29 protein-coding genes are annotated in these 22,962 nt (G+C 35.1%); 28 read left to right on the top strand and 1 reads right to left on the bottom strand.

Translation table 11 applies throughout. The annotated features are described in order from the left end of the window. Nucleotides 1-30 precede the first annotated feature (30 nt). From EHV10_RS09900 to EHV10_RS09955, 12 genes are all read left to right on the top strand, one after another. Nucleotides 31-576 carry a hypothetical protein gene (locus tag EHV10_RS09900; RefSeq protein ID WP_128674512.1) on the top strand — a complete coding sequence of 182 codons (546 nt, stop codon included), beginning with the start codon at nucleotides 31-33 and terminating at the stop codon, nucleotides 574-576. Next, nucleotides 573-1,535, top strand: a complete 963-nt coding sequence (locus tag EHV10_RS09905) for a ComEC/Rec2 family competence protein (RefSeq protein WP_128674513.1) — start codon at nucleotides 573-575, stop codon at nucleotides 1,533-1,535. Before EHV10_RS09900 ends, EHV10_RS09905 begins: the two co-directional genes overlap by 4 nt. Nucleotides 1,536-1,703: 168 nt before the next feature. Beyond that, on the top strand, nucleotides 1,704-2,339 hold the full coding sequence (locus tag EHV10_RS09910) for a hypothetical protein (RefSeq protein ID WP_128674514.1): 636 nt from the start codon (nucleotides 1,704-1,706) through the stop codon (nucleotides 2,337-2,339). A gap of 39 nt (nucleotides 2,340-2,378) precedes the next feature. Beyond that, nucleotides 2,379-3,407 (top strand): S66 family peptidase, encoded by a 1,029-nt coding sequence (locus EHV10_RS09915; protein ID WP_128674515.1) that lies wholly within the window; start codon nucleotides 2,379-2,381, stop codon nucleotides 3,405-3,407. Between the two features lie 38 nt (nucleotides 3,408-3,445). Then, nucleotides 3,446-3,991, top strand: coding sequence for a DUF6609 family protein (locus EHV10_RS09920; RefSeq protein WP_128674516.1), 546 nt, complete (start codon nucleotides 3,446-3,448; stop codon nucleotides 3,989-3,991). Nucleotides 3,992-4,016: 25 nt separating this feature from the next. Beyond that, nucleotides 4,017-4,562: a DUF1697 domain-containing protein gene (locus EHV10_RS09925; protein WP_128674517.1), complete on the top strand. Its 546-nt coding sequence runs from the start codon at nucleotides 4,017-4,019 to the stop codon at nucleotides 4,560-4,562. Further along, the gene (locus tag EHV10_RS09930; RefSeq protein ID WP_128674518.1) at nucleotides 4,563-5,075 is read left to right on the top strand and encodes a GNAT family N-acetyltransferase; all 513 of its coding nucleotides are present in this window, start codon (nucleotides 4,563-4,565) and stop codon (nucleotides 5,073-5,075) included. A gap of 27 nt (nucleotides 5,076-5,102) precedes the next feature. Then, complete coding sequence (locus EHV10_RS09935; protein WP_128674519.1) at nucleotides 5,103-5,618, top strand: GrpB family protein; 516 nt, start codon at nucleotides 5,103-5,105, stop codon at nucleotides 5,616-5,618. Continuing rightward, the gene (locus tag EHV10_RS09940; RefSeq protein WP_128674520.1) at nucleotides 5,615-6,031 is read left to right on the top strand and encodes a DUF523 domain-containing protein; all 417 of its coding nucleotides are present in this window, start codon (nucleotides 5,615-5,617) and stop codon (nucleotides 6,029-6,031) included. The genes EHV10_RS09935 and EHV10_RS09940 overlap by 4 nt, the downstream gene beginning before the upstream one ends. Before the next feature lie 49 nt (nucleotides 6,032-6,080). Beyond that, complete coding sequence (locus EHV10_RS09945) at nucleotides 6,081-6,347, top strand: hypothetical protein (RefSeq protein WP_128674521.1); 267 nt, start codon at nucleotides 6,081-6,083, stop codon at nucleotides 6,345-6,347. A 256-nt stretch (nucleotides 6,348-6,603) separates the two neighbouring features. After that, on the top strand, nucleotides 6,604-7,935 hold the full coding sequence (locus tag EHV10_RS09950) for a tagaturonate reductase (RefSeq protein WP_128674522.1): 1,332 nt from the start codon (nucleotides 6,604-6,606) through the stop codon (nucleotides 7,933-7,935). A 138-nt stretch (nucleotides 7,936-8,073) separates the two neighbouring features. Beyond that, a complete protein-coding gene (locus EHV10_RS09955; protein ID WP_128674523.1) occupies nucleotides 8,074-9,201 on the top strand; it encodes a glycerate kinase family protein in 1,128 nt (375 codons plus the stop codon). A 48-nt stretch (nucleotides 9,202-9,249) separates the two neighbouring features. Here EHV10_RS09955 and EHV10_RS09960 read toward each other — a convergent pair whose 3' ends face one another. Next, nucleotides 9,250-10,338: a PTS transporter subunit IIC gene (locus EHV10_RS09960; protein WP_128674524.1), complete on the bottom strand. Its 1,089-nt coding sequence runs from the start codon at nucleotides 10,336-10,338 to the stop codon at nucleotides 9,250-9,252. 438 nt (nucleotides 10,339-10,776) lie between these two features. Between EHV10_RS09960 and EHV10_RS15005 the strand changes: the two genes are divergently transcribed. From EHV10_RS15005 to radA, 16 genes are all read left to right on the top strand, one after another. Further along, nucleotides 10,777-10,983, top strand: a complete 207-nt coding sequence (locus tag EHV10_RS15005; protein WP_243116118.1) for a hypothetical protein — start codon at nucleotides 10,777-10,779, stop codon at nucleotides 10,981-10,983. Nucleotides 10,984-11,024: 41 nt separating this feature from the next. After that, on the top strand, nucleotides 11,025-11,378 hold the full coding sequence (locus tag EHV10_RS09970; protein ID WP_128674526.1) for a DUF3796 domain-containing protein: 354 nt from the start codon (nucleotides 11,025-11,027) through the stop codon (nucleotides 11,376-11,378). A gap of 216 nt (nucleotides 11,379-11,594) precedes the next feature. Then, on the top strand, nucleotides 11,595-11,759 hold the full coding sequence (rpmG, locus tag EHV10_RS09975; RefSeq protein WP_278321299.1) for a 50S ribosomal protein L33: 165 nt from the start codon (nucleotides 11,595-11,597) through the stop codon (nucleotides 11,757-11,759). Nucleotides 11,760-11,767: 8 nt separating this feature from the next. After that, nucleotides 11,768-11,965: a preprotein translocase subunit SecE gene (gene secE / locus EHV10_RS09980; protein ID WP_128674527.1), complete on the top strand. Its 198-nt coding sequence runs from the start codon at nucleotides 11,768-11,770 to the stop codon at nucleotides 11,963-11,965. 8 nt (nucleotides 11,966-11,973) lie between these two features. Further along, nucleotides 11,974-12,507, top strand: coding sequence for a transcription termination/antitermination protein NusG (gene nusG, locus EHV10_RS09985; protein WP_007591300.1), 534 nt, complete (start codon nucleotides 11,974-11,976; stop codon nucleotides 12,505-12,507). 71 nt (nucleotides 12,508-12,578) lie between these two features. Next, complete coding sequence (rplK, locus tag EHV10_RS09990; protein WP_128674528.1) at nucleotides 12,579-13,004, top strand: 50S ribosomal protein L11; 426 nt, start codon at nucleotides 12,579-12,581, stop codon at nucleotides 13,002-13,004. Nucleotides 13,005-13,021: 17 nt separating this feature from the next. Beyond that, complete coding sequence (rplA, locus tag EHV10_RS09995; RefSeq protein WP_007591304.1) at nucleotides 13,022-13,717, top strand: 50S ribosomal protein L1; 696 nt, start codon at nucleotides 13,022-13,024, stop codon at nucleotides 13,715-13,717. Between the two features lie 252 nt (nucleotides 13,718-13,969). Continuing rightward, a complete protein-coding gene (locus EHV10_RS10000) occupies nucleotides 13,970-14,296 on the top strand; it encodes a PadR family transcriptional regulator (protein WP_128674529.1) in 327 nt (108 codons plus the stop codon). 1 nt (nucleotide 14,297) lies between these two features. Further along, nucleotides 14,298-14,885 (top strand): HAAS signaling domain-containing protein, encoded by a 588-nt coding sequence (locus EHV10_RS10005; protein ID WP_009218295.1) that lies wholly within the window; start codon nucleotides 14,298-14,300, stop codon nucleotides 14,883-14,885. A gap of 28 nt (nucleotides 14,886-14,913) precedes the next feature. Beyond that, nucleotides 14,914-15,789 (top strand): DUF4097 family beta strand repeat-containing protein, encoded by an 876-nt coding sequence (locus EHV10_RS10010; protein WP_128674530.1) that lies wholly within the window; start codon nucleotides 14,914-14,916, stop codon nucleotides 15,787-15,789. Between the two features lie 251 nt (nucleotides 15,790-16,040). Beyond that, nucleotides 16,041-16,367 (top strand): hypothetical protein, encoded by a 327-nt coding sequence (locus EHV10_RS10015; RefSeq protein ID WP_128674531.1) that lies wholly within the window; start codon nucleotides 16,041-16,043, stop codon nucleotides 16,365-16,367. 223 nt (nucleotides 16,368-16,590) lie between these two features. Further along, entirely contained in the window at nucleotides 16,591-17,268 is a 678-nt protein-coding gene (locus tag EHV10_RS10020; RefSeq protein WP_128674532.1) for a hypothetical protein, read from the top strand. Nucleotides 17,269-17,320: 52 nt separating this feature from the next. After that, nucleotides 17,321-19,108 carry a leucine-rich repeat domain-containing protein gene (locus EHV10_RS10025; protein WP_128674533.1) on the top strand — a complete coding sequence of 596 codons (1,788 nt, stop codon included), beginning with the start codon at nucleotides 17,321-17,323 and terminating at the stop codon, nucleotides 19,106-19,108. Between the two features lie 44 nt (nucleotides 19,109-19,152). Further along, a complete protein-coding gene (locus EHV10_RS10030) occupies nucleotides 19,153-20,979 on the top strand; it encodes a leucine-rich repeat domain-containing protein (RefSeq protein ID WP_128674534.1) in 1,827 nt (608 codons plus the stop codon). Between the two features lie 136 nt (nucleotides 20,980-21,115). After that, nucleotides 21,116-21,526, top strand: coding sequence for an endosialidase (locus EHV10_RS10035; protein WP_128674535.1), 411 nt, complete (start codon nucleotides 21,116-21,118; stop codon nucleotides 21,524-21,526). A 54-nt stretch (nucleotides 21,527-21,580) separates the two neighbouring features. Next, the gene (gene radA / locus EHV10_RS10040; RefSeq protein ID WP_128674536.1) at nucleotides 21,581-22,945 is read left to right on the top strand and encodes a DNA repair protein RadA; all 1,365 of its coding nucleotides are present in this window, start codon (nucleotides 21,581-21,583) and stop codon (nucleotides 22,943-22,945) included. Nucleotides 22,946-22,962 lie beyond the last annotated feature (17 nt).

The following is a 22,962-nucleotide window of genomic DNA, read 5'->3' on the forward strand; positions in this document are numbered from 1 at the left end:
TAGTAAATGTCTAAGGAAAGGTATTCATGTATGATTAAATTTAAAAGACATATTATAGGAGCTGTTTCTATAATATTTGCCTTATCTTCAGGAGCCTGTGCAAATTCAGATATAGTCGTAAGAGATTCTTCGATGAACAAAGAGGTAAATGAGCCTGTATTTGAAACTCAAAAAAATATAACTTTGGATTGGACTCAGATAAGAAGTGACGCAGAAGAACAATTCAATGACAAAACTCTATACCCGATGAGTGATTATATTGATATGGCTTTTAAGGCTGATGAAAATAGGGTATTGCTTATATGGTCACTGTCAAACGAAATCAGTGATGATGAAGCATTGGCATACGGAACTGAATATATTAAAGCAGTAAATGATTATGCCGCAACTCAGGATTTTTCTATAGAAAAATCAAGCGAAAACTCTTATGGTGGACTCTTTGATAGGTATGATCTTGAGGTACAGCTTTTTAGAGAAGATGATATCATGGAAAACTCCAGATATATTGTGAATCAGGTTATTGAAGCAGGGACTAATACTAACTTAGAATTACAGAACAAAAAGGGGGATAAATGAAACTTCTAAAGAAAATTCTGATGGCGTCATTATGTTCATTGATGGTACTTAGTACAAGCATGACATCATTTGCAGGTGTTATAGGTAAGAGTTCATCAAAGTATCCTAAGGTTGTAATGGGTGCACCGGCAGATGCGGATACTTATTTAAACGGTGCTGAAATCCATATGCTCTCCTCATCTACAAAGAGTCAGATGATGAGCTTTGTCATTAAGACAAAGAACGGCAAGATTATTGTAGTAGACGGAGGTCTTCCACAGGATGAACCACACTTGGTAGAAACTATAAAGAGCTTCGGTAATGAAGTAAGTGCATGGATTTTGTCTCATCCTCACAGCGATCACGGCGGTGCATTTACAAAGCTTGCAGAGAACGGTTTTGAAGGATTGCAGATAGATGCATTCTACTACAACATAAGAGAGCAGGCATGGTATGATAAGTATGAAAGCTATAGAGCGGACATGGTAAATACAATCAGAAACTCAATAGCAAAATTACCTGCAGGCGTATCTCATATGACAAGTAAGGGTGAGGTTTACTATGTAGACGGTGTAGCTATCCACGTACTTAATGATCCATATTGGATAGAGTCAAATTCTATCAACAATTCATCCGTAGTTTTCAGATTAGACTTTGACAACGGTACAAGAGTGTTATTCTTAGGAGATATGGGACCTGCAGCAGGTGAGAGACTAAAAGCTGATGTACCTGCTTCAGAGTTAAAGGCTGATATCGTACAGATGGCTCATCACGGTCAGTACGGTGTAAACAAAGATGTTTATGAGCTTATCGCACCTAAGGTAGCTATGTGGAATGCTCCTGAGTGGCTTTGGGACAATGACGGCGGTTCAGGTTATAATACCGGAAATTATAAGACTCTTGAGGTTAGATCCTGGATGGAAGAGTTGGGAACAAAGAAGAACTTTGTTATAAAGGACGGAGACCAGACCATCAAATAATTATATTTTAAATATGATTAACCGGTACAGGTATTGAGGATTCAATGCGTGTATCGGTTTTTTGTTTTAAAGAGAAATAATATGGTGAATTTATGAAAATTCCTAGTATAATAATAATTATGTAATATATTGTTTTTTGAACTATATACTTTATGGGAGTTAGAAGTCATGGATCTATTTGAATATATTAAAAACCGTAATGAAATAAATACCCTACTTATGAAAGAGTGTGATATTTGCTTTTATAAGCAGATTAGTGAAGTTCAGTTTTCAGAGAATAATGAAGTCTATTCTATGGAATGTAAGGCATTTGCACATGATGCAAGTGGTGGAGAATTTGTGTTTCTGGAGGATGGGAGTATAGGGTTTATCGGTAGTGAGGGAGAAGTCGGAAGAGTTGCAGAAAGTTTAGAAGACTTACTGAACTTTTTAATTTCAGGTGGAAATATTTTTGATTTTAACTGTAAGCAAATTTATCAGAGCGAAAGCCTATTGGAAGCTTTTTGTACAGGTTATATTTTAAAGGCGAGAGAAGAATGTGAAGCAAAAGGTATGGACCTGGACAATATCAGAGCCGGTATTGCAAAGGAACTCTCTTTATGCTTTGATCCTGATAAACTGTCTTATATGGCAATGAGCTTTTATAAAGCAGCCACAAGAGAGCCTGCTTTTACCTGTAAATATATGGATGAAGAAGATGAATATTTTTGTGATTCCATACTTTCAGATAATATAGGCTTGTGGATAACAGAGCTTACAGGTATGACAAAAGAGGAAATTGAAAGCGGAAGGGTTAAAGAGTAAAAGGCAAGTTTATAATATGGCTAATATATGGAGGTATTTATGGTAAAGAAAATAGGCATAGTCAGTTTATCAAGCGGTGTTTTAGGAGAAAGCTTTATTAAGCATGAACTTAAAATAGGTGTGGAAAGATTAAATAAATACGGTATAGAGGTTAAATTTTTACCTAATGCACTTAAGGGTGTGGACTTTATAAAGGAACATCCTGAAAGTAGAGCTAAAGATCTGGTAGAGGCTTTTAAGGATGATTCCATTGACATGATTTTATGTGCAATAGGAGGAGTGGATACATATAAGCTTTTGCCATATCTGTTTGAAAATAATGAGTTGAAAAGGCACGTTAAACAAAAAATATTCTTAGGGTTTTCAGATACCACTAAAAATCATTTTATGCTGAATAAAGTGGGAATCAAAACATTCTATGGTCAGGCATTTCTACCTGATATATGTGAGCTCTCAAATGAAATGCTATCATATACCAAAAGATACTTTGAAGAGCTTATAACAACAGGAAAAATAAAAGAAGTACGTCCAAGTGAGTTTTGGTATAAGGAAAGAGAAGACTTCAGTGAGAATTCTGTCGGAGTCGATATGGAAAAGTATAAAAATACCCGATTTGAGTTACTTTGTGGTAAGCCGGTATTTAGAGGAAAGATTTTAGGAGGCTGTATTGATTCAATCTATGATATATTTGATAATTCAAGATTTGAAGATACGGTATCTCTTTGTAAAAAATATGATTTATTCCCAAGTCTTGATGAGTGGAAGAATAAAATTTTATTATTGGAGACAAGTGAGAATAAGCCGGAACCTAAACTATATAGAAAAATGATTGGAGCTTTAAAGGATTATGGAATATTTGATGTGCTATCAGGTGTTTTAGTCGGAAAGCCTCAAGATGATGTATATTATGATGAGTATAAGCAAATTTTACTTGAGGAAATCGGAGATAAAGACTTATCTGTTGTTTATAATATAAATGTGGGACATGCAACACCGAGGTGTATTATTCCTTTTGGAGTTGAGGCAGAGGTAAATGTGGATAAGCAGGTGATTACTTTTGATAACTAAATCGGATGATTGTTGCCGAAGTGACTTAAGGAGGTTATGTGTTTTTAAAATATAATAAAAATGAGAAGTTGGAATTCAATTATAAGAGGGCATGTGGCTTATGGTTAATTTTGGTAGCAACAGTTATTTCAGTGGCTACTTTTGTGGGTGGAAAACAAATCATAAATATGCAGATATTTTGCATCGGATATATTGTCAGCTTTTTTACAGTCAATGTGAATAAAAAAGTATTAAATAAGCTGTCTGACGGAAGCTCGTCTGAATTTCAAAGAAAAGTATCATTATATGCAATTATTTTATTGTTTATTTTAATGTCATTACTTGGTGGACCGTTTTTTGCCGATGAGAATTGGAGATTGATTTGGTTGGGAGCATTGATGGCGACTGCAATACACTTCTTTATGTATTATCTTGTACATGGAAATTCAATGATTTATTTAGGGATTATTTGTACTGTGAATGTTGCAGTAGGGTATATTTTTCAGGGCATTCCTGTAACTATGATTGCATATATTGATGCGGCAATTAAGCTCATATTCGGGATTTATCTGTTAGTTTTCTCAAAAAAGTCAAAACAGAAATGAATTATAGTTTATAGAGGTAAGTTAGTTGAAATATATACTTTTATTGCGTGGTATAAATGTTGCCGGAAAGAACAAAGTCTCTATGAGTGACTTGAAAGTTTTGTTAACTGAAGTAGGATTTGATGATGTTGCTTCCTATATCAACAGTGGAAATTTGCTCTTTAGCAGTGTGGAAAGCTATGAAAGTTGTATCTCCAATATAAAACATTTATTGGAAACGAACTTTGACTTTTCAATCCCTTTTACTTTAATAAATAAAGATGATTATTTAAAAGAAAAGGAAAATCTTCCTGAATGGTGGTATCAAGAAATGGCAAGAAGAGATGTTTTATTCTTTTCCTGTGATTCGGATAGAAGTAAAATCTTAGACTTTATAGATAAATCCACATTTTATAATGAGATAGTGCATATTGGAAAAAATGCCTTATTTTGGGGAAAACATGATGAATCGGAATATTTGAAAACCACCTATCACAAAAAGCTGATAAAGCAGGATTTTTACAAGCAGATAACAATAAGGAATGGAAATACATTTGAAAAGATAGTAGAGATCCTTGGGAAGGGAAGATAAATGGATAATATAATTATAAAAGAAGCATCTCCTGAGGATGCTTTAGCAAGAATAGAATATTCAAAAAAGATAGGGGCAGAGACAGATAATTTATCATTTGGAGCGGAAGGTTTTCCGATTTCTGTTGAAGGAGAGGAAGAATATATCCGTTCTGTTTTAAAAGATGAAAGATCCTGCTCATTTTTTGCATGGAGAGATAAAGAAATCATTGGAGATGTAAGCTTAACCGGAATGCCAAGGCGAATGAATCACAGGGCGGAACTTGGTATTACAGTTTTGAAATCGGAATGGAATAAAGGACTGGGGAGCAGGTTGCTTGAAATGGCGATAGAGTATGCCAAGTCACATGGTATTGAGATAATAAATCTTGAAGTCAGAAGTGATAATTTTAGAGCAATCCATGTCTATGAGAAGTTCGGATTCAGAAAAATTGGGGCGTCTCCTGCATATTTTAAAATCGGAGACTCATATATAGATTTTGATATAATGTATTTGGATTTGAGAGAGAATTAGAATTAGAAGCTGTGCAGGTGGTTATAAATGAGAACGAAAAATGTTGTGGTTGAAAAATGGAATCCGAAATGGAAAGATGAATTTGAAAGGATAGTAGTTTCATTAGGTAAGGACATCATTTACAATTCGATTAAAATTGAACATGTTGGAAGCACATCTGTCGAAGGCCTGTCTGCAAAACCAATTATTGACCTTGATATTGTCATTGAAAATGACAAATTTGAAATTATAAAGAGATTGCTTAAGGATAAAGGATACGAACACGAGGGAAATTTGGGTATTGAGGGTAGAGAAGCTTTTTCATACTCCGGAAAAGAAGAATTGATGGCACATCATTTATATGTATGTCCGAAAGATTCCAAGGAACTCTTCAAACATATTACATTCAGAGATTTTTTGAAAAATAATCCTGCTTTAGCATCTGAGTACTCAAAAGTGAAAGAGCAGGCCGCAGTACTTTATCCCGATGATATAGATAAGTATATGGAGTTTAAATCGGAAATTATTGAAAAGATTTATAAGAGGTGTGGGTTATTAAAATGAAAATAGCGGTAAGTGCCTGTTTACTTGGAGAAAATTGTAAATATAACGGCGGAAATAACTACAGCAAAAAAGTAAGAGCTTATACTAAAGGACATGAGGTAATACTTGTTTGTCCGGAAGTCCTTGGCGGACTGCCTATTCCAAGAGAACCTGTGGAAATAGTAAACAGTATAGTAAGTCTCAAGGACGGCACATCTGTTGATAAAGAATTTCGTGAAGGAGCAAGGAGAGCACTTGAGACAGTAAAAGAGCAAAATGCCGATATCGTTATTTTACAGTCAAGAAGTCCGTCATGTGGAGTTAATGCAATATATGACGGTTCATTTTCAGGGAAAATTATATCAGGACAGGGTGTATTCGCCGATTTATTAAGGAAAAACGGAATAAAGGCGATAGATGTTGAGGATTTATAGATAGACAGGGAGCTGCCAGCTTTCTTAATCAAAATATAGAGGTAAACAAATGAATGATTTTGATATATTATTTGATGAGATAAAACAACTTTCTAAAGCTGTTACAGAATCGAATTATTCTGATTACAGTAAGCAGGCGTATGATATCTTAATCGCTATACATGATTTGGGAATTTCAAAAGATTCTGTATATAATATGTTTTTTGAATATTATAAAAGCTTAGAGGAAGGATTATCAAAAGAGTGGTTTGCGGATATGCTTGATTATATATGTGGATGGTGCAATCCTGAAAAATATATTTGGAAAGATGAGTAATTTATAGGCGGCTTTTAGCTGTCTTTTTTGATTGACAAAAAATTTCAAATATTATATACTCAAAAATGTAAACGCTTACATTGTTAGAGGGCGAAAAAGAAAATAAAATCTGAAGATATGAAGCAAATATATCGATGTATAAAGCTAAGATGCGGAAGCTGAAAGATAACATTGAAGTAGGTAAAATTATTTCAATGATAACAGATTACTGATGGCAATGGCTGCAGTAGTTAATAAAAAATATTAGGAGTATAATATGAAGGCTAAAGAGAGAATCATCCAATTTGGTGAAGGCGGTTTTTTGAGAGGGTTTGTAGACTATTTCTTCCAGAAATTAAATGATAAGGGCTTATTTGAAGGCTCTGTAGTTGTCGTTCAGCCTATAAAAACGGGTATGTGTGAGATGCTTGAAGCACAAAACTGTGAATACAATCTTTTCTTAAGAGGAGTTGATAACGGTAAGGTGGTAGATGAACATACTCATATAGATGTTATCAGCAGATGTATCAATCCATATGAGGACTATGAAGGATATTTGAGTCTGGCAAAGAATCCTGATTTCAGATTTATTGTGTCAAATACTACAGAAGCAGGAATTGTGTATGAAGATGATAATAAACTCTCCGATTCACCCGCAAACAGCTTTCCGGCAAAACTAACAGCACTTCTTTATGAAAGATTTAAAGCAGGATTGTCCGGATTTATTATACTTTCATGCGAACTTATAGATCACAATGGTGAAGAGCTTTTAAAATGTTGTAAGCAGTATGCTTCCAAATGGGAGCTTGGAGCGGATTTTGCTTCATGGCTTGAAAAAGAAAACAGCTTCTGCTCTACATTGGTTGACAGAATTGTTACAGGATTCCCAAGAGATGAACATAAAGCACTTGAGGAGAGAATTGGTCAAAAGGACAATATGATGGATACAGCCGAAATTTTCCACCTCTGGGTAATACAGGGAAATCACGAGGATGAGCTTCCACTGCAAAAGGCAGGCTTTAATGTAGTTTGGACCGACAATGTGGATCCTTATAAGAAGAGAAAGGTTCGTATACTTAACGGAGCACATACTTCAATGGTTTTAGCAGCAAGACTATATGGACTTGAGACTGTAGGCGAGTGCATGAAGGATGAAAAGGTATCATCACTTCTTAGAAAATCTGTGTTTGAGGAAATAATACCTACAATAGGAGATACCGAGGATAACAGAAAATTCGGAGAGGCTGTATTTGAGAGATTTTCAAATCCTTTTATTAAGCATCAGCTTTTATCAATTGCACTTAATTCAGTGTCAAAGTTCAGAGCCAGAGTACTTCCGACAATCTTGGAGTATAAGGCGGAAAACGGAAAATATCCTGAGATACTAAGTTTCTCATTGGCCGCACTTATCGCATTTTATAAGACAGATGAAGCAAATGACGGTGAAGAGATTGTAAAGTTTATGAAGAGCGCTTCAGTAGCGGATATCTTAAAGAGAGAAGATTACTGGGGTGAGGATATTAGCGATATGTATGATATCGTAAACAGATGGTTTGAAAAGATAGAAAAAGACGGTGTAGCGGCTTGCTATGATGAACTCTTAAAATAAGTTGTTTAAAGGTGGAGGAAACTTCGCCTTTTTTATTTCAATAAGAATTATTTTATAAACAAGTGGATTTTTTAAGTGTATTTTGATGTATTTATATGATAAACTGACATCAGTACAGATGAAAGGAGAAACAGCAAAATGAGAGTTGTTGTTGCCATTGATTCATTTAAAGGAAGTATGTCTTCTTTGGAGGCAGGAGAGGCTATATCAAAGGGAATAAGAAATGCACATAAGGATGCGGAAGTTGAAATAAGACCGCTTGCAGACGGTGGCGAGGGCACGGTTGAAGCCCTGTCTATAGGAATGGGCGGAAGACTTATAAATGTTGATGTAACAGGACCGGCAGGAAAAAGCGTAAATGCTGTTTACGGAATAGTTGATTCAAGCAAAACAGCTATAATAGAAATGTCACAGGCTGCGGGAATTACTCTGGTAAGCGGAGATGAGAAGAATCCTTTACATACTACAACATTCGGAGTAGGAGAAATTATAAAGGATGCTATAAAAAATGGATGTAGACATTTTGTAGTTGGAATAGGAGGTTCCGCTACCAATGACTGTGGAATAGGTATGCTTCAGGCTCTTGGATATGAGTTCCTTGATAAAGACGGTAAACAGGTGGGATTTGGAGCAACCGGAGTAAGAGATATTGTTACTATAAAAGATGAGAATGTAATAAAAGAGCTCTCTGAATGTTATTTCAGAGTGGCATGTGATGTAAACAATCCTCTCTGTGGAGAGCTTGGATGCTCTGCAATATACGGACCGCAAAAGGGCGCTACTAAGGAAATGGTGGCAGATATGGACGTATGGCTAAATGCCTATTCAAAGATAGTAAAAGAAAAATATCCTACTGCAGACAGTGAATATCCGGGAACCGGTGCGGCAGGAGGACTTGGCTATGCATTCCTTAATTTTACAAATTCAAAGTTGGAGTCCGGAATAAAGATAATACTTGATGAAACTAAGCTTGAAGAATATGTAAAGAATGCAGATGTTGTGGTTACAGGAGAGGGCAGACTTGACCACCAGACCGTTATGGGAAAGGCTCCTGTAGGTGTGGCAAATATTGCAAAGAAGTATAATAAAAAAGTCATAGCATTCTCAGGAAGTGTAACAGAGGATGCAGGAGTTTGTAATGAGCACGGAATTGACGCCTTCTTCCCGATACTTAGAAGAATAGTTACATTGGAAGAAGCAATGCAAACAGATACTGCAAAGCAAAATCTTACAGATACCGCAGAACAGGTATTTAGATTATTGTAAAAAGAAAATCCCCGGGATTTTGGATAGTACCAAATCCGGGGATTATTTTTATAACTTTAAATCGCCTGTCTTTACCAGTCCCATCTTTTTCACAAACATATGAATAACAGGAGTGATAACAGCCGGAAGAACAAATGATATAAATATAAGTCCGATCCAGTCAAATGAGGTGATAGAAGCTTTGCTTCCGTTTGCAATATCGCTTACCCATCCGGTGTATACACCAATCTGCCCTACAAGACCGCATGTACCCATACCCGATGATACAGCAGCTCCGTTCATTTGCAACTTAAATATACATGTAGCAACAGGTCCTGTAATCATAGAAGTAATACATGGCGCAATCCAAATGCGAGGGTTCTTTACAATATTACCCATTTGAAGCATTGATGTTCCTATACCTTGTGAAATAAGTCCCGCCCATTTATTCTCAGGAAATGAGATAACAGCAAATCCGACCATCTGAGCACAGCAACCTGCCAAAGCGGCACCACCTGCAAGTCCTGTAAGTCCAAGAGCCGCACATATGGCTGCCGATGAGATAGGAAGTGTAAGTGCCACACCGACAAGAAGTGAAACCAGTATACCCATAAGGAAAGGTTGAAGGCTTGTAGCCCACATAATAACTGTTCCAAGTTTCATAGCGGCTTTTCCGAGAGTAGGAGCCAGTATGGCGGATAAGAAGATTCCGACAGATATGGTTACAAGAGGCGTAACAAGTATATCTATCTTAGTTTCTTTTGAAACCATTTTTCCTACTTCAGATGCTATAATAGCAACAAATAATACTGCCAAAGGTCCGCCTGCACCACCCAGTGCATTTGAAGCAAAACCTACAGTAATTAAAGAAAAGAGTACAAGCGGTGGCGTATTGAGTGCATATCCGATAGCAACAGCCATTGCCGGACCGCTCATAGCACTTGCCAGAGATCCTACAGTATATTCAACCCCTGCAATAGTAGCAACCGTACCGGTAAGGAAAGAGATCTGAAACTGCTTACCTATGGTATTTATAATAGTACCTATAAGCAGTGAACAAAACAGTCCCTGTGCCATAGCGCCCAAAGCATCAATGCCGTAACGCTTGGCTGAAATTACAATATCTTTCCTTTTAAAAAATAATTTTAGCTTTTCCATAGAAGCCCTCCATAGACGTGTGTTTTTGTTTCAATGTTTATTCTAGAATTAAACTGAAATTTGTCAAGAAAAAATATTTATTTACGGCTTATAAGCTTATTTTAAAATGTTCTAAATTGAAAAAAAATACATAGCGTGATACAATTTAGTCAAGATATATAGGCTGTGAAAATCAATTAGAAAGGATGAGTTTAGTGAGAAAATGTATTGTATTTTTAAGGCGAAATGCTTATGAAAAAAAAGTCGGTTGAGTTGATTATAGCGTTTGCTATATGCAGTATAGAATTTATTATAATAATTCTTATATTATGTATTAATGGATATAATTCTATAAAAAAACCAATAGGTAGTACATATTGTGCGGATCAAATCTTTGATGTGGTTAATTCAGATGCTATTTCCTTTTTTGGTACTGATTTTTATGGAGGTGGGACATATATGGACACAAAGACCCGTGAATATAGAAACTATACAGTAGATCCCGGTGATAGTTTTTGTACGATAACGTTGGACAATGGTTCATATGCCATATATGATTATAAAAATACAGTTTGTGTTATTACACCCGGAGTAGGGATAAAGTATTATAAAAGAGTGGGAAATTCAAACGGAGCATTTGTTCTGCAAAAACATGATTATGAGTAATCAATATATGAATAATCCGCGCTTAAAGAGGGAGGATTTTGATGGAAAATTTGGAGAATAAAAAAATATACAGATTTAAAAAAAATTTAGGATTTTTAGGATTTTTGGGATTTCTAGGATTTTTAGGATTTGTATTTGATTATATGGCGTTTTTTCATTTTTTTAGTTTTTATTGTTTTTTTTCATTTTTTTTTGTGAATGATACGCAGAGTATTAAGAATAAAGATGACAAAAGACATACTTTATACAGAGGTATTTTGGCTACTATATTTACAGCCAATATAGTTATAACTAACAGTGGATATATACAGGATAAATACTCGGCTATGACTATTTTAATCAGTGTAGCTTTTGCTATAGCCGTTATAGCGGATGCTATTATTGGAAGAAGTTAAATGTACTGAAAAATTTATTTAACATAATTTAAACATTCTGTATACGGAATCTATTTTAAGCTTTTTGTTAAATGTTGGAGTGGGTTGATTTTCAACCCACTTTTTATATCAAGAAAAAATATTTATATATTGACGGCTATACTTGTATGTGATAGAATACTTAAGATTAAGGATGCAAAGTCCTTTTTTTTTGGATTTTCAAGTCTAATTCGAACAATGGAGGTGGAGATTGTGCGTACAAAGATAACACTTGCTTGTACAGAGTGCAAGCAGAGAAACTATAATACGACAAAGGATAAGAAAAATCATCCTGACCGTATGGAAATTAAAAAGTATTGTAGGTTCTGTAGAACTCATACAGTGCATAAGGAAACAAAATAGGAGTAATTATGGCTGAAGGAAAAAGCGGAAAGATATCTGACTTTTGGAAAGGTATAAAGACAGAGTTTAAAAAGATAGTATGGCCTACAAAGGATGATATTATAAAGCAGACTATTGCTGTTATTTCATCATCTATTGTACTTGGTATAATAATATCAATACTTGACTTTATCTTCAAATTTTTACTAAACTTTGTTCTTAAATAGGTGAAAATATGGCAGAGGCACAATGGTTCGTAGCCCATACTTATTCAGGCTATGAGAATAAAGTAAAAGTAGATATTGAAAAGACAATTGAGAATCGCGGACTTCAAGATCAGATACTTGAGGTTACGGTTCCTATGGAGACCATACTTGAAGTAAAAAATGGTGTCGAAAAATCGTCAGATAAAAAACTTTTCCCCGGATATGTTCTTATACATATGTATATGAATGATGAAACCTGGTATGTTGTAAGGAATACCAGAGGCGTTACAGGTTTCGTAGGCCCGGGAAGCAAGCCGGTACCACTCACCGAAGATGAACTTGTAGCACTTGGCTATAGCGGTAATGCCGCTAAGCCTGAAGCAAGACTTGAGGTTGACCTTAAGGAAGGCGATATGGTTACAGTCATCAGCGGAGCATGGAAGGATACCGTGGGAGTGATTACCGCTGTCAACGAAAAGAGGAAAACTGTTTCTATTAACGTAGAAATGTTTGGACGCGAGACAAAAGTAGAGCTCGAGTTCACAGAAGTTAAGAAGATGTAATTTATTACATAGTTGCATTTATTTAAATGCGTGGGAGGGAAATCCCCGAAATTACCACAAGGAGGTGCCATATGGCAAAGAAAGTTACAGGATATATAAAATTGCAGATACCTGCAGGTAAAGCAACACCGGCTCCACCTGTTGGTCCGGCTCTCGGACAGCATGGTGTAAACATAGTTGAGTTTACAAAGCAGTTTAATGCAAGAACAGCAGATCAGGGAGACTTAATCATCCCTGTTGTTATCACAGTTTATGCAGATAGAAGCTTTAGTTTCATAACTAAGACTCCACCGGCTGCAGTTTTACTTAAGAAAGCATGTAAGATCGCTTCAGGTTCAGGTGTACCTAACAAGACAAAGGTAGCTAAGATTACAAGAGCTCAGCTTGAGGAAATCGCTACTCTTAAGATGCCTGACCTTAATGCAGCAAGTATTGACGCAGCTATCTCTATGATAGCAGGTACAGCCCGTTCAATGGGTATCACAGTAGAAGACTAATTTAGGAGGTAATATACATGAAACACGGAAAAAGATATGTTGAAGCTGCCAAATTAGTTGATCGTAGCGTACAGTATGATGCAAGCGAGGCAGTAGCTTTAATTAAGAAGACAGCAGTTGCTAAGTTCGATGAAACAATAGAATTACATATAAGAACAGGTCTTGACGGACGTCATGCAGACCAGCAGATTCGTGGTGCGGTAGTTCTACCACACGGAACAGGTAAGACTGTAAAAATCTTAGTATTCGCAAAGGGACCAAAGGCTGATGAGGCTTTGGCTGCCGGAGCTGACTATGTTGGAGCAGAGGAGCTTATTCCAAAGATCCAGAATGACGGTTGGTTAGATTTTGATGTTATCGTTGCAACACCTGATATGATGGGCGTTGTAGGACGCCTTGGTAAGGTACTCGGACCTAAGGGACTTATGCCAAACCCTAAGGCAGGTACAGTTACAATGGATGTTACAAAGGCTATTGCAGACATCAAAGCAGGTAAGGTAGAGTATCGTCTTGATAAGACAAACCTCGTTCACGTACCTGTAGGAAAGGCTTCATTCAGTGAGCAGCAGCTTTTGGAGAACTTCCAGAGCATCATGGATGCCATCAATAAGGCAAAGCCAAGCACAGTTAAGGGTGCTTACCTTAAGAGCGTAGTCTTAACATCAACAATGGGTCCGGGAATCAGACTCAATGTTGCTAAGATTACAGGCTAATTAGCTAATATAATAAAGACGCACAGACTGCCATATGCTTTTAGAGTATGTGGCAGTTTTTTAGTTGAAATAAATAAATAACACATAGTACCTTGCAATATACAGTAGCGTATGTTATTATAATCAAAGATAAATATTTATGCTATTTTACAAAACTTATTTTAGTTTATTTCATTTAAAAGATATGGGTTGAATTTTTCAGTCTGTAAATATTTCCTAGAGTAACAAAGATTTTATTAGAAAGGAAATACCATGGTAACACAGTTTAAAAAAGGGGTATTGGAGCTGTGCGTACTGTCTCTTATAAGTAAAAAAGATTGCTACGGATATGAGATAGTAGAGGTGATTTCACAGGCGATAGAGGTATCTGAGGGTACGATATATCCCCTGCTTAGAAGGCTTATCACAGAACAGTATTGTACAACATATTTAAAAGAATCCAGTGAGGGACCGCCAAGAAAATATTATACTATCAGCAAATCCGGCAGGGAAAGATTTGAAAGCCTTAAGTCTGAGTGGAATAATTTTTCAAAGCAGGTCGATTATATAATTGATCTGAATATCACAAAAGGAGATTAGAATGAAAAGACAGGAGTTTTTAGCTATACTTCGTGCCAATTTAGCCGGTATTGAAGAAAAAGAGTTGGAAGATATAATGTATGATTATGAAGAACATTTTACAATCGGCTTGGAAAAGAACAAAACCGAAGAAGAAATATCCGAAGCCTTAGGCAATCCTGTACATATAGCAAATGCATACAAGGCGGACAGCTTTATAAAAAAAGCCGAGACAAATCCCCGCCCCTACAATATGTTTAAAGCCATACTTGCCGGTATCGGACTCGGACTTTTTAATATAGCATTTGTTATAGGTATTTATGCCGGAGTTATAGGCATTGTTTTGGGACTTGGAGGTATTGCCCTGGGTATAAGTATTGCCGGAATTATTTTAATGATACAGCCTGTTTTTATTCTGCCATATGTAAGCACACCCTTTAATTTGACTCTTGAACTTGGAAGGTTGGCATGCTTTATATCGGGAATAGGTGCTTTGGCATTAGGGATAATGCTTATACTTCTCACCGTTTTTATATGCAGGCTTATATTTAAGATAACAATTGCTTATATTAAGGCAAATGTTGAAATGGTAAAAAGAGCGGGTAAATAGAAAGCTATATTTTATAAGAGAGGTATCCATGAAAAAAATAAAAAATTCCAATAATTGGCTTATTGTTTCGCTTATATTGTTTTTGATATTTATATGTTCGGCAATAAGTGTAGTTATATTGATCTTTAGAGCACCAAATATAATCCGTACTCCAAATTATGATAATGATTTTGAAGAAAAGAAAGTTATAACGGAAAATATTGATATTACGGGAATAGATATTATAGATGTAAAATGTGAAGTTGGAGAAATAGATATTGAGAAATACTCCGGAGAAGATGTAAGCATAGAGTATACTGCAAATGAAGATGCCAAGGTAGAATTACAAAAAGCAAATGGGATACTGACAATTGATGTAATGTATGGAAAAATGTTCAAACTGAATCTTGATATTTTACAAAGTAATAATGTAATGCTGAAAATAAAGATACCTGAGAGCTATACTAAAGATATAACTGTTGACAATAATATGGGTGATATGTATGCAAAGGGTAAATTTACAAATGCAAAATTGATTTCGGATTTAGGTGATATAGAATCCGAGATGGATGTGGATTATCTGGAGGTGGATATAAGTGCCGGAGATTCTAAAATATCGGGTAAGGTAAATTCATCAAGAGTTGAATCTTCCTATGGAGAAATTTATTTTAAACCGTCTTTAGGTGAAAAGGGAGAACATACATTAAAGGCTGATGTGGGGGATATATTCCTGGAACTTGCACCTGACAGTGATGTTACCGTGGAGGCAAGAACCGCCTTAGGTGATATAAAAAATCAATTTGATTTCACCAATATTATAAAGGATGAGAGGAAGGATTTAGCTTCAAAATTTTTGGCATCCAATAAAAAAGGACAGAACAGAATAGTATTAAAAAGCGATACAGGTGATATCAATATCAAATAATAAATATAACAAAAGGTGATACTGCGATATGCGGCATCATCTTTTTTATTGGCTAAAATATTTAATACTTTTATTTTTGTTTAAATTAAGTGAATAGTTAAAAGTTAAATGAACATATATAGATAATTTGATGTTAAAACTTGAAAATATTCTATTTATATATTAACATATAAGTAAGAAAAGTAGAGTAAGAAGTTACGATGTGATTGTATTTACAACTGAATATAGTTATTTTGGTGAGGAAGTTGAATATGAAGAGAGATTACAGATTTTTAATTATATTTATTTGTATGTTTATAGCAGGATGTGCAAGATTAAAAAACATTGACAGTATAAATGCAAAAAAAATAAAAAATGAGGTTGATGAATACTATAGTAAATTTTCAGCACAGTCCATGCTTGGAAATATAAAAACAGTTAATAAACTTAGCACGGAATGGGACGGGGAAATAACAAAGTATATTGATAAAGAGGATAAGGTATGCAGATGCAGTATCGTAGTTTTTGGAGAAGGAGGGAAATCAGAACTGGAATATTGGCTTTTATATAAGTATGTTTATGTGTCGGAATTAAAATAATATTATTCATATCCTATTTATATCGATTATACAAGACCGGTAGATATATTATACAGAACTCTTAATGAATATATTATTTATAAAGACAAGGTTTACCTGCTTGAAGGGGGATACTTTAAAAAAACGGAAAATAAACTGCCGGTAAGTTCATTGGAAGAGATAGATAAAGCGATGGAAGAGTAAAGTTTTTGCGGATTGATTTTATTTTTAAGGCGGTGTGATTATGGAAACTGAGGCAGGGGTAACATTAAAAAATAAGCTAAAAAAGATAATAATAATAACATCTGCATTGTCATTGATATTTGTACTGATAGTATGCAAGGAGTTTTCAGAGAAAAAAAGGAAGGACAAAGCGTATGAACATGAAAGCAAATCCATGGTTATAGCGACTTTAGCACAACTTCTGAGAGCGGATTTGAAATGTAATGATAATAGGGGAAATGAAAAGATAATTGAGAAGAGTAAAAATTTGACTCGTATAGTTGAGCAGGATATTTATGACTATATCGAGGGAAAAAAATACAGCCTTTATAATTATACAATTATAGAAGATGAAAACACACAGAAGTATATAGATATTTTTAACGACAATATGCAGCATATACGAATAAGCAAAAAGGACAGTAATGGAAATTTCACTCCCGCTAAAACTATATCGGAGGAAGAAGGGCTTGATGAGTTTAAGGAAATAAAGGACTTGGATGAGCTTATAAAGTATATGTATAAAAAAACGGAGAATGGTGCATACTATATATATGCTCTCGAGTTTATAGGAAGCGATAACTATGATTTTAAAGGGAAAATAATATATGAAAGAGACGGCATAGAAAATATTATATATGAGGATAGAGATATAAGAATATGGGATTTATTTTCCAAAATATGCAAAGATTATCAGTGATTTATATTGCAGTACGAAAAGGCAGTATATTTAAAACCAAGGAGATATGCTTATGAGCAAAGGAATAAAAAACAGGCTGATTATTTTAATATTATTGATTGTGTTTATTGCACTGTATGTAATTACTCATGCAAAAAGAAAACTGATTATAAAGGATAATATATTCTATGGTGTTGAGGAGGGAATATTTGAGAGCAAGTTCAGCATGAAAGAGCTGATTGTTCCTACAGGGGTTAAATCAATATCTGCGTATTCCCTTGTAGGCTGTGAAAATCTGGAAGCCGTGGAATTGCCTGATACACTTGAAAGCATCGGAGAACTTTCATTTATGGGCTGTAGAAAACTTGAGCATATTAAAATACCCGGAAATGTAAGAGGTATAGGTATAGGGGCATTTTTAGAATGCTCAAATTTAAAAAATATAGAATTACCTGAAGGTTTGGAGAAAATAAATGCTGCAGTATTTAAAAACTGTACCTCTTTGGAAAAAATAAGTATTCCGCTTGGGGTAAAGGAGATTGACGAATCTGCATTTTCAACTTGTAGAGAACTGAAGGAAATAGAGTTGAATGAGGGGCTCGAAAAGATAGGCAGTGAGGCTTTTTTGGGCTGTGGGAAAATGCAGAGCATAAAAATTCCGGATTCTGTGGAGGATATAAATGACTTTGCTTTTAAAGATTGTAAGAACCTTTCAAATATAGAAATGTCCAAGGGTATAAAATATATCAGAGAAGGTGCATTTGAAGGTACAAAGTATTATGAGAGAGGTCTGTGGGAAGATGAGGACGGCATATATATAGGTGATGCTCTGATAAAATATGAGAATAAAGGCAGTGAGATAAGGGTAAGAGAGGGCACAAGAGTGATTGCAAGTAAAGCCTGTGCCGATTTGCCTGATTTACATACGGTTGAATTGCCTGAAAGTATTATTATTATAGGAAACGGAGCTTTTGTAAACTGTAAAAGTCTTAAAAATATAAATCTCCCTAAGAATTTAGAATATATTGAAAGCAATGCATTTTTTGAATGTAATATAGAAAGCCTGATTATACCTGCAAGTGTAAAGAGTATAGGAAGCGAGGCATTTGCCAATTGCAGAAATTTATCGAATGTGGATATGGAAAAGACTCCGGATAGAATAGATGTAGGAGCATTTGAAAATACATACTGGCTTGAGCATTTGGAAAAAGATGAATATGGCTGTAAATATTTTCAAAATATACTCTTTGGATATGAAGACGGAAAGAGCCATGTTAAGCTCAGGGAAGGAATAAAGCGTATAAACGGTGATGTATTTTTTAATTCTTTAAAATTAGAAAAAATAGAGATTCCAAAAAGTGTGGAAATCATAGAAAGGGAAGCTTTTAGCGGATGCCAAAATTTAAAGGAATGTATATTCGAAGAAGGAAGCAATATTAAGATAATTTATGAGGAAGCTTTTAAAGAATGTAAAAGTCTTAAAGAAATAGAGATTCCTGAAAGTACGAAATATCTGGGTGGTAAAGCCTTTGAAGACTGTGAATCACTTGAAAAAGTTGTATTTAAGGAAGGCTGTGATATCAAAATATTAAATATGGGAGTATTTTGGGGTTGCACTGATTTAAAAGAAATTACTTTGCCTTCGAGCTTGGAAGAGGTATATTTTGCTGCTTTTGCACATTGTGAAAGCCTGGAAGAAATAAGATTTCCGGAAAGTATAAAGTATATAGACATCTCTGCTTTAGATACATGTAAGAACCTAAAGCAAATCGAAGTACCTGTAAGTATAAAAGAGAATTTTAAGATAGTGAAAAAAATAATTGATTTTGGAGGTGCACACCCTAAAGTTATATACTATTAAATTTATGTATCTTAGATAAAGCTAAAGTAGAGGGGAGGATTGCTGTGGTTAAAGGAAATAAAAATGCTAAAATATATGCAATTACTATAACAGGTATAGTAATTATCATATTATTATGTTTCTTTCTGAGTAATTTAAAATGTAAGCAGCTTATAGAAGATGGTGTTTTTCTTGACATAAAAAGCGGTCTTTTGGAAAAAAGAGACAGCATTACAAAAGTGGAAATACCAAAAGGAGTTACAGCTATAGGTGGTAGAGCATTTTATGATTGTACCAATCTGGAAAGTATTATTATACCGGAAGGAGTCACAGTCATAGGTGAAAGCGCATTTTATAATTGTACCAATCTGGAAAGTATTATTATACCGGAAGGAGTCACAGTCATAGGTGAAAGCGCATTTTATAATTGTATCAATCTGGAAAGTATTATTATACCGGAAGGAGTCACAGTCATAGGCGAAAGAGCATTTTATAATTGTACCAATCTGGAAAGTATTATTATACCGGAAACTGTTAAAAAAATAGATATTTATGCTTTTGATAATTGTGTAAAAATAGAGTATATAAAATTACCTGATAATTTGGAAATAATATATACAGGGGCATTTAATAATTGCAGTTCATTAAAGAGTATAGAAATTCCCAAGGCTGTGGCTACTGTTTATCCGGAAGCGTTTTTAGATTGTAATTCTTTAGAGGAAGTTTCCTTTTTAGGAAATATAATTGAAATAAATAAAAGTGCTTTTGAGGGTTGTGAGAAACTTAAAAAGATAAAATTGCCGGAGAGCCTTGAAAAAATAGATGAACTTGCCTTTAATAATTGCAGCAGCTTATCAGATATAAATATACCGGAAGGGATAAAAGCTGTGGGGGAAGATGCTTTCTCGGGAACCGATATTCTTAAAAAAACAGATATTGATGAATACGGTTGTGTATATATGGGAAAGGTATTGATATACAGTAAGGAAGAAAAAGAGTGTATTAAGATTAAAGATACCACTAAAGTAATTGCAGACGACGTATTTGATAATTATGAAAATTTAAAGCAGGTCGAATTTCCGAACAGCTTGGAAAGAATAGGAAATAACAGTTTTAGATCTTGTACATCTTTGGAAGAAATAAGTATCCCTGAGGGAGTAAAGAGCATAGGGGAATCCGCCTTTATGTATTCAGGATTAAAAAAGGTGGATTTACCTGATACTGTAGTGGATATAGGTGATTATGCGTTTATGGAATGTATACATTTATCTGAAATAAATTTGTCGAAGAATATAGAAAATATTGGGCATTGGTGTTTTAGTAATACTGACTATCTGCTAGATATGGAGTCTGATGAGTATGGTTGTAAATATGTTGGTGATATACTTCTTGGATACACAGGTAAAGGTGCTAAAAGAATAAAAATTAGAGACGGAACAAGACTGATAGCGGCAGGGGCTTTTGAAGACAGGGAGTTTATAGAAGGGGTATATATACCTAACAGTGTTGAGATGATGGGAGGGTATGTATTTTATAATTGTTTCGACTTAAAAGAGGTGTATTTTCAGGAAGGCAGTAAGCTGAGTGAATTAAAGCCGGTGACATTTGGACAATGTATATCTTTGGAAGAAATAGAATTACCGGAGAATTTAAAGAAAATACAAGATCATGTCTTTATAAATTGTGCTTTTAAAACTATAACAATGCCTGAAAATGTAGAATATGTAGATCCTTATGCTATCAGTGAATATGATATGCTTGAAGAAGTCAGAGTACCGAAAAAACTGAAAGGTGAGTATTATTTTGGGGACACATATATTATAGACAGTGAATATCATCCGGGAGATAAATTAAATAAGACTCAGAAAAAACCCGATATTGTATTTTATTAAAATACTGAGGTAAATGAATATTAAAGCTAATATAATAACTCACATACACCTTATTAATTCTCAATAATATACTTGTTTGAACTTTCCAAATGTTGTATACTATTTCTACAAAAACATAGCTTGGTAGGAGGTTTATATGCCTGTAGTAGAGAGTCTTATTTGCAAAGAGTCGGATGGTAAACTTAGTTTTGGAAATTATATTCTTGGTACAAAATCAAAGGTAGAAGATTTTGCACATGAGGGGGATGTATATAAGGTAAAGACTTTTAAGGAGATAACAAAGCTTGAAAGAAATTCGGCTTTTGTGTATGAATCGGTTCCGGGTAGTGCAGTGATGGAATTTGAAACCACCCCAAATTTGACTACATTTAATATATATGGTTTTGGGGATACTCAAATAACTATTGGTTTGGAAGAAGATACAGAATATGAGGTTTATGTTGATGATGTAAGTATCGGAGGCATGAAGACAAATCTATCAGGTAAGCTAATATTTAGTGTTGAGCTAAGTGAGAACGGATCAAAGGTTTTAATCAAAAAAAGATAGTTGCATGGGCATACCGGTAAGCCGGATATGCCCATTTTAAATAGAAAGGTTTTTATGGCGAAAGCAAAGTCCAGTGCATTCTTTTGTAAGGAATGTGGGTATGAGTCACCTAAGTGGTTGGGACAATGCCCTATGTGCAAGGCATGGAACAGTCTTGTTGAAGAGCCGGTAGCAAAGACAAAGACAGTAAGCAGGGGAATTTCTGCAAATACATATAAAAAGCCTGCTAAGCTTTCTGAAATACAACTTGAAGATGAGGACAGGTTTAAGACGGGTTTTGAGGAGCTTGACAGAGTACTTGGCGGCGGAGTGGTACGAGGCTCACTTGTTTTGGTAGGTGGAGATCCGGGAATTGGAAAGTCCACATTATTGCTTCAGGTTTGTAAGAACATATCGGATGATAACAGAACTGTGCTTTATATCTCAGGTGAGGAGAGTTTAAAGCAGATAAAGATGCGAGCAAAAAGAGTGGGAGACATCACAGGGAATTTAAGCTTTTTATGTGAGACGAATCTCAATATTATAAAAGAAACCGTGCTGAGTGAAAAGCCGGAAGTGGTTGTTATAGATTCTATACAGACTATGTTTAATGAAGAGGTGGCGTCAGCTCCGGGAAGTGTAAGTCAGGTAAGAGAATCTACAAATCTCTTAATGCAGGTAGCAAAGGAAAATAATATTGCTATATTTATAGTCGGACATGTGACAAAGGAAGGGCAGGTTGCAGGTCCCAGAGTGCTTGAGCATATGGTGGATACAGTGCTCTACTTTGAAGGTGACAGGTTTGCTTCATACAGAATACTGCGTGCCGTCAAGAACAGATTCGGTTCTACAAATGAGATTGGTGTATTTGAAATGCAACAAGTGGGACTTATAGAAGTAAAAAATCCTTCCGAGTTTATGCTCTCAGGAAGACCGCAGAATGCTACAGGTGCGGCCGTGGCATGTTTAATGGAGGGTACAAGACCGATACTGGTAGAAGTACAGGCTTTAGTGGTTACTACAGCATTCGGACTGCCTAGGAGAACTTCCACAGGAACAGATGTGAACAGAATAAATCTTTTGATGGCGGTCATAGAAAAAAGATGTGCACTTGCAATGAGCAGATATGATGCATATATAAATATTGCGGGCGGACTTAGAATAAATGAGCCTGCCCTTGATCTGTCAATTATTATGTCGCTTATCTCAAGCATGAAAAACAGGACAATAGATGAAAAGACGGTAATATTCGGAGAGGTGGGACTTTCAGGCGAAGTAAGAGCCGTAAGTATGCCTGAAATCAGGATTAGAGAGGCTATGAAGCTTGGATTTGAGGTTTGTATTTTACCGATGGTATGCCTTGAGAAGATTTCATTTAATGGAAATATAAAGCTTATAGGTGTAAGAAATATAAATGAGGCGGTCTCACTTTTAAATTGATATAAATTAAAGGAAAG

The sequence above is a fragment of the Lachnoanaerobaculum gingivalis genome, from assembly GCF_003862475.1.
GTDB classification, from domain to species: Bacteria; Bacillota; Clostridia; order Lachnospirales; family Lachnospiraceae; genus Lachnoanaerobaculum; species Lachnoanaerobaculum gingivalis.